The organism is Halomonas sp. BM-2019 (assembly GCF_017584085.1).
This window is the reverse complement of sequence record NZ_CP071922.1, coordinates 197,823-204,895: the sequence shown is the minus strand read 5'-3', so window position 1 is coordinate 204,895 and position 7,073 is coordinate 197,823. Positions and strand designations below refer to the sequence as shown.

Below are 7,073 nucleotides of genomic sequence, written 5' to 3'. Positions count from 1 at the left end.
CTGGGGCTGGCGCTGGCCGCCGGACACGCTTTCCCCGAGGCGATGACCCTGGCCAACCTGGCCGCCGGCCTGGTGGTGGCCAAGCAGGGCACCGCGACCCTCTCCATCGCCGAGCTCTACACCGCCCTGCAGGGGGACAAGCTGGCCGAGTTCGGGGTGATCGAGGAGGCGCCGCTGATCGAGGCGGTGCGCGCTGCCCAGGCCCGAGGCGAGCGGGTGGTGATGACCAACGGCTGCTTCGATATCCTGCACGCCGGCCACGTGGCCTACCTGGAGCAGGCGCGGCGACTCGGCGACCGGCTGATCGTGGCGGTCAACGACGACGCCTCCATCGCCCGGCTCAAGGGCCCCACGCGGCCGATCAACCTCCTGGCGCGGCGCATGCAGGTCCTGGCGGGCCTGGGCGCCGTGGACTGGGTGGTGCCCTTCGCCGAGGACACCCCCCAGCGGCTGATCGAGGCGGTGCTGCCCGATGTGCTGGTCAAGGGGGGCGACTACCGCCCCGAGCAGATCGCCGGCGGCGAGGCGGTGCGCGAGGCCGGCGGCGAGGTAAGGGTGCTGGGCTTCGAGGATGGCGTCTCCACCACGGCGATGATCTCCACCATCCTCGACCGCGAGGCCTGATGGGCTGGGCCCGGGGCCTCTACTCGGCGGCGCTGCATCTGCTGTCGCCGCTGATCTGGCGTCGCGTCCGGCATGAGCATGCGCTCACTGACTCTCGCGGGGGGGCTGGTGAGAGTCCCCGCACGCTGCGCCTGGGGCGCATCCCCGAGACGCCGCCCGGCGAGCGCATGCTATGGCTGCACTGTGCCTCGGTGGGCGAGGTGCTGGCGGCTCGTCCGCTGATCGAGGCGCTGCTGGCGCGCTACCCCGCGCATCGCCTCACCCTCACCACCATGACTGCCACCGGGGCGGAACGCGCCCGGGCCCTGGCGGCCGCGCGGGATGATGCGCGTCTCATCTCCCGCTTCATCCCCCTGGACTTTCCCGCCGCCGCGGCGCGCTTCGTCTCGCGACTGCGGCCGGAGCTGGCGCTCCTCTTCGAGACCGAGCTGTGGCCCAACCTGATGGCGGCCTGCCGGCGCCGCGGCGTGCCGGTGGCGGTGGTCAACGGGCGCCTCTCGCCGCGGGCCTTCCGCGGCTACCGTCGGCTGCGCCCGCTGATGCGCGAGGCGCTGGCCTGCGTCGACTGGCTGGCGGCCAAGTCGAGCGCCGACGCCGAGCGCTTCGAGTGGCTTGGCATGGCGCGCGAGCGCACCGCGGTGGTGGGCTCGCTCAAGTTCGATATCGCCACGGATGACACGGTTATCGGGGTAAGTCAGCGCTTGCGCACCCGGCTTGGCGAGCGACCGGTGTGGGTAGCCGGTTCCACCCACGAGGGCGAAGAGACGCGGCTGCTGGCCGCCCACGCCCGGCTGCGGGAGAGCTATTCCAAGCCCTGTCCCGAGGCCCTACTGGTGCTGGTGCCCCGCCATCCCCAGCGCTTCGACGCGGTGGCGGCGCTTTGCGCGCGGGCGGGCATGCGGGTGGCGCGCCGCTCCCGCGGCGAGTGGCCGACGGGGGAGTGTGCGGTCTACCTGGGCGATACCATGGGCGACCTGCTGGCGCTCTATGGCGCGGCGGATCTGGCCTTCGTGGGGGGCAGCCTGGTGCCGATCGGGGGCCACAACCTGCTGGAACCGGCGGCGCTGGGGGTACCGGTGCTCACCGGTCCCGAGCTTGCCAACTTCGCGGAGGTGGCCGAGACGCTGCTCGCGGCCGATGCCCTGGTGGAGGTGGCCGACGAGGCGGCCCTGGCCGCCGCCCTGGCGGAACTCCTCGGCGACCCCGCCGAGCGGCACCGCCTGGGGGAGGCGGGCCGCGCCGTGGTGGCGGCCAACCGGGGGGCGCTTGAGCGCACCCTGGAGGGCCTGGCGCGGCTGCTGCCGCCGAAGTAAGCGCTTACTTTGTGGAAGGGCGCGGGATCATGCTGGGGTCAGCCGCTCCACCCCCTGCGCGGTCCCGAGCAGCAGCACATCGGCGCCGCGGGCGGCGAACAGGCCGTTGGTGACCACGCCGACGATGGCGTTGAGGCGCGCCTCCATGGCCACCGGGTCATCGATCAGGAAGTCATAGCAGTCGAGGATCTGGTTGCCGTTGTCGGTGACTACCCCTTCGCGGTAGACCGGATCGGCGCCCAGCTTGACCAGCTCCCGGGCCACGTAGGAGCGCGCCATGGGAATCACCTCCACCGGCAGCGGGAACTCGCCCAGCCGCTCGACCTTCTTGGAAGCGTCGGCGATGCAGATGAACCTCTCCGCACAGGCGGCGACGATCTTCTCCCGGGTCAGGGCCGCGCCGCCGCCCTTGATCATCTGAAGGTGAGCGTTCACTTCGTCGGCACCATCGATGTAGAAGGGCACGGTGCCGACGCTGTTGAGCTCGAACACCTCGATGCCGTGACCGCGCAGGCGCTCGGCGCTGGCCTCGGAGCTGGCCACGGCGCCCTTGAAGTCGTCGCGCAGCCTGGCCAGGCGATCGATGAAGCGGTTGGCGGTGGAGCCGGTGCCGATGCCGAGCACGGTATCGCGCTCGAGCCAGGGCGTGATCTCGTCGATGGCGGCCGCGGCCACGGCGTCCTTCAACTGGTCCTGGGACAGGCCGTCCTGGGTCATGGTCGCTCTCCGGTAAGCAGGGGATGGAACAGGGGATGGAACAGGGGATGAGGCGGGAAGCCGGCGCCATTATAGGCCAGCCGGGCCCGTCTGCCGATGCGACTCGATCCAGCATGGCCGCAAACTCGAGGCTGATCCGGCGGCAGGCCCCGGAGCGCCGGACCGACGAGGGGGCGCTGTGAACCCCTCCCTGGGCGCTACCGATGCCCTGCTGCGCTCTCGCGTCCCGCTCCGCTTGCAGGTCCGGTGCTGGCCATCCATGGCCAGCCCGTTCGGAGGAATCCTCCTCACCCCTGGCATAGGACCCCCTCTTCGGCCTGCCCCCGGCGCCTCTCGCTCCGAGGGGCGGCGTGCTCGCGCTGGACGCCAGGCCGGCCGGGATGCTACCAATAGGGGTTCTCTGCGGCGCAGCAAAGGGCGCCGCGGCCCCCTCGCGTCACGCCTCTGGGATATCAGGATGCTCGAAGCTACCGTCAAGAAGATTCTCCAGGCCCGGGTCTACGAAGCCGCCCGGGAAACGCCGATCTCCCCGGCACCCTTCCTCTCCCGCCGCTTCCACAACACCATCCTGATCAAGCGCGAGGACCTGCAGCCGGTCTACTCCTTCAAGATTCGCGGGGCCTACAACAAGATGGCCCAGCTCAGCGAGGCCCAGAAGGCCAAGGGCGTGATCGCCGCCTCCGCCGGCAATCATGCCCAGGGCCTGGCCATGGCGGCGAAGCTGATGGGCGTCAAGGCGGTGATCGTGATGCCGCGCATCACCCCGGAGATCAAGGTCCAGGCGGTGCGCGCCCGGGGCGCCAGGGTGGTGCTCAAGGGCGACGCCTTCGCCGCGGCCGCCGAGCATGCCCAGGAGCTGATCGCGGAGCACGGCTACACATATATCCCCCCCTTCGACGATATCGACGTCATCGCCGGCCAGGGCACCGTGGCCGTGGAGGTGCTGCGCCAGCACGCCGGTCGCCTGGATGCCATCTTCGTGCCGGTGGGGGGCGGCGGCCTGATCGCCGGGGTGGCCGCCTACGTGAAGTATCTGCGTCCGGACATCAAGGTGATCGGCGTCGAGGCCGAAGACAGCGCCTGCCTCAAGGCCGCGCTGGACGCGGGGCGCCGGGTCACCCTGGAGCAGGTGGGGGTCTTCGCCGAGGGGGTCGCCGTGGCGCAGATCGGCAAGGTGCCCTTCTCCATCCTCCGTGACCTGATAGACGACGTCATCACCGTCAACACCGACGAGATGTGCGCCGCGGTGAAGGACATCTTCGACGACACCCGGGCCGTCTCCGAGACCTCCGGTGCGCTGTCGCTGGCTGGCCTCAAGAAGTACATCCAGCAGACCGGCGCCGAGGGGCAGACGCTCCTGTGCATCAACTCTGGGGCCAACACCAACTTCGACCGGCTGCAGCATATTGCCGAACGCACCGAGCTCGGCGAGCAGCGCGAGGCGATCCTGGCGGTGACCATCCCGGAGCAGCCGGGCAGCTTCAAGAAGTTCTGCAAGACCATCGGCAAGCGCATGGTCACCGAGTTCAACTACCGCTACGCGGACCCGGAGAGCGCCCATATCTTCGTCGGCGTCCAGGTCAAGCCGGGGGGGGAGGACCGCCAGGCGGTGATCGACCGGCTGCGCGAGGCCGGCTACCCGGTGGAGGACCTCACCGACAACGAGCTGGCCAAGCTGCATATCCGCCATCTGGGTGGCGGCCGGCCCAAGGAGCACTTCGACGAGGAGGTCTACCGCTTCGAGTTCCCGGAGCGCCCCGGGGCGTTGATGAACTTCCTGACTCACCTGCCCCACGACTGGAACATCTCGCTGTTCCACTACCGCAATCACGGCGCCGCCTATGGCCGGGTGCTGGTGGGCATGCAGATTCCCAACGGCGATCGCGCCCACGTGGAAGAGCGCTTCGACGAGATCGGCTATCGCTACTGGAAAGAGACCAACAACCCCGCCTACCGGCTGTTCATGGCCTGACACGGAGCCATCAGGCCGCGGCGCGGGGTAAGCGCTGACTCGCCCCGGGGCCGTGCCACCCGGATGTTTCATTATGTAAGGATGGTGCGAGAGCGGTTGTCTGGTGGGGCCGATGGTCCTATAGTCGTCGGCAAGCCGCGACGGCCCTGTAAGCACCCTGTAAGCCGCGGCCCGCTCTTCTTACCCCCCTACGGAGTCGATGATGAAGCGCAAGCCCGATCTGGTCATGGCACTGGTGCTGCTGTTCGGCATCGGCGTGGTGGCGACCGGCTACGCCCAGGCGCTGGTGGGCAGCTGAGCCCGGAACAGCCGACAGCGTCATGACCCCCCGTCCTGGTCTCGGGCCTCGACTCAGGGGCGCACGGCCCGGGCATCACTGACGATGGCGTCCAGGGGCACGTCCCAGGGGGCGGCCGGCAGGCGCTCGACCCGCTGGCACTCGTGGGCCAGGCCGATCAGCCGGGGCCGCGGGCCCGGGCGACGGGTAAAGGCCAGGCTGCGGTCATAGAAGCCGCCGCCCATGCCCATGCGCTGACCTGCCTCGTCGAAGCCCACCAGGGGCAGCAGGATCAGGTCCAGGGCCCAGGCGGGCAGGCGTCGGGCGCGGTGGGCACCGTGACGCGTGTGGGGCTCGGGGATGCCGTAGCGGTTGGTCACCATGGGCGTGCCGGGGTGGTAGTGCACGAACCACAGCCGATTGCGCGAGAGCGGCCGGAGCACCGGCAGGTGCACGCGGGCGCCGCGGCGGCGGAACCAGTCGATCAGCGGGGTGGGGTCGATCTCGCCATCGTTGGGCAGGTAGAGGGCAACGCGGCGGGTGCGCTGGACCTCGGGCAGGCGGCGCAGCCCTCGGCACAGGCGCTCGCTGGCCTCGAGGCGCTGTCTCGGGGTGAGGGCACGGCGGCGGCGGCGCAGTTCGGCGCGCAGCGCACTTCGCGAGCCACCGAAGGCATCCGGAGTGAGGGGTGCGGCAGGTGTCGTCATGAGATGGGTCATGGCGGACGAGGTTCCCCAGAGTGCCGCTGTCGTTCTGGCCCTTGAACCCAGTGGTTCAAGGTGGGTGGCCGCAGCCGAACCGTCAGGCTTCCCGACGCACGGACATGCACACGGGTCCGGCTAGCATATGGCCCCCTGGGTACTGCGCATAGGCTCGAGGGACGATAAACGACTGGCAAACACCCCAGGGAACCTCTTCATCCTAACAGAGCCGGCGGGTCTGGCCAACGCCTTCCGGTGGGGCAAGCTCAGCGTGGTGGTGCGTCGTCCAGGGCCCGCTCCAGGCGGGTGCTGAGCTCGTCCAGGCGGCGCTCCCGGTCGCGCTGGGCGTCCAGGGTCTCGAGCAGTTCATGGGTGATGTTGAGGGCCGCCATGATCGCGATTCGCTCGGTGCCCAGCAGGTTGTTCTGGGCGTGGATGCCGCTCATGGCACGATCCAGGTAGCGGGCGGCGCGCTCCAGCTTGTCCTGCTCGTCGGGCGGGCAGGCGATCACATAGCTGCGTCCCAGCAGGGTGATATCGGTCGTCGGCCGCGAGGCGTCGGTCATCGGCGGGCTCCGGGTCGGCCTGCCGGGGGAGGTGTCGCGCCCCCGGGGGCCCGATGCGTTAACATCCGTGGCAGGAAAGGTTTCGGACCTCACTATAAGAGAGCCCTTCTCCGGCGGTCAACGCGCCGCCGCCTCGGGGGGACTCCCCACGCCCGCTCCCATCACGGATCTGCCCATGTCACTGATCAACGAACGCCAGGATTTCTCCACCATCGCCGACCTCTTCCTGCTGCATGGCAGCATGCAGTCGCCGGCCTTCCTCGACGGTCGCCTCTGCGCCGGTCTGGCCATGCATGACCTCAGCGCCGAGGCGTGGCTCGAGGAGATCTGCCTGGCACTGGGCGTCGAGCAGCCCCGCGACGAGCCCTCCGCCGAGCGTTTCCTGGGCTGGCGCCGCCAGACTCTCGAGGCCCTGGCCGGCAGCGAGCTCGGCTTCGAGCCGCTGCTGCCGGACGACCTCTTCTCCCTGGCCGAGCGCGCCCGTGGGCTCAAGGAATGGACCCAGGGCTTCCTGGAAGTGGTGCACGACGCCGGTGAGGCCCCCCGGGAGGCCTGGTCGCCGGCCCTGCGCGAGGCCCTCGATGACCTCGAGGGGATCGCCGGTCTCGAGGACGAACTCGAGGAGAGCGCCGAGAACGAGGGGGACCTCTTCGCCCTCACCGAGCACGTGCGCATGGCGGCCATGCTGCTCTATACCGAGCAGCACCCCGGCCGGCCCCAGGTCGAGGATACCGACAACGATACCCGCCACTGATGCCCTTCACCCTGCCAGCCACAGGAGCCGTCATGCCGTCCGAGATCCTGCCCCGTCCCGCCCCCATCGCCAACGCCGAGTACCTGGCCCGGCGCCGTGCCCTGATGGCGGCGCTACCCGCCGACAGCGCCGTGCTGCTGCCCGGCGCC

At 70.1% G+C, this 7,073-nt stretch carries 7 protein-coding genes and 1 other RNA gene; 4 read left to right on the top strand and 4 right to left on the bottom strand.

From position 1 onward, the window contains the following. Both rfaE2 and waaA read left to right on the top strand, forming a co-directional pair. A partial coding sequence (rfaE2, locus tag J5F18_RS01080; RefSeq protein WP_346300526.1) for a D-glycero-beta-D-manno-heptose 1-phosphate adenylyltransferase occupies positions 1-624 on the top strand: 624 nt, incomplete at its 5' end. Further along, complete coding sequence (gene waaA, locus J5F18_RS01075) at positions 624-1,937, top strand: lipid IV(A) 3-deoxy-D-manno-octulosonic acid transferase (protein WP_346300525.1); 1,314 nt, start codon at positions 624-626, stop codon at positions 1,935-1,937. The genes rfaE2 and waaA, both read left to right, overlap by 1 nt. A gap of 27 nt (positions 1,938-1,964) precedes the next feature. On the opposite strand, the gene rpiA is transcribed toward waaA, so the two are convergent. After that, complete coding sequence (rpiA, locus tag J5F18_RS01070; RefSeq protein ID WP_346302146.1) at positions 1,965-2,639, bottom strand: ribose-5-phosphate isomerase RpiA; 675 nt, start codon at positions 2,637-2,639, stop codon at positions 1,965-1,967. 472 nt (positions 2,640-3,111) lie between these two features. On the opposite strand from rpiA, the gene ilvA reads away from it, so the two are divergent. Beyond that, positions 3,112-4,626, top strand: coding sequence for a threonine ammonia-lyase, biosynthetic (ilvA, locus tag J5F18_RS01065; protein WP_346300524.1), 1,515 nt, complete (start codon positions 3,112-3,114; stop codon positions 4,624-4,626). A gap of 351 nt (positions 4,627-4,977) precedes the next feature. Here ilvA and J5F18_RS01060 read toward each other — a convergent pair whose 3' ends face one another. From J5F18_RS01060 to zapA, 3 genes are all read right to left on the bottom strand, one after another. Then, a complete protein-coding gene (locus J5F18_RS01060) occupies positions 4,978-5,622 on the bottom strand; it encodes a 5-formyltetrahydrofolate cyclo-ligase (RefSeq protein WP_346300523.1) in 645 nt (214 codons plus the stop codon). Positions 5,623-5,630: 8 nt separating this feature from the next. Beyond that, a non-coding RNA gene (ssrS, locus tag J5F18_RS01055) (6S RNA) lies at positions 5,631-5,816 on the bottom strand. A 54-nt stretch (positions 5,817-5,870) separates the two neighbouring features. Then, complete coding sequence (gene zapA / locus J5F18_RS01050) at positions 5,871-6,170, bottom strand: cell division protein ZapA (protein ID WP_346300522.1); 300 nt, start codon at positions 6,168-6,170, stop codon at positions 5,871-5,873. Positions 6,171-6,345: 175 nt separating this feature from the next. Here zapA and J5F18_RS01045 point away from each other — a divergent pair, with 175 nt between their 5' ends. Continuing rightward, a complete protein-coding gene (locus J5F18_RS01045) occupies positions 6,346-6,924 on the top strand; it encodes a UPF0149 family protein (protein ID WP_346300521.1) in 579 nt (192 codons plus the stop codon). Positions 6,925-7,073 lie beyond the last annotated feature (149 nt).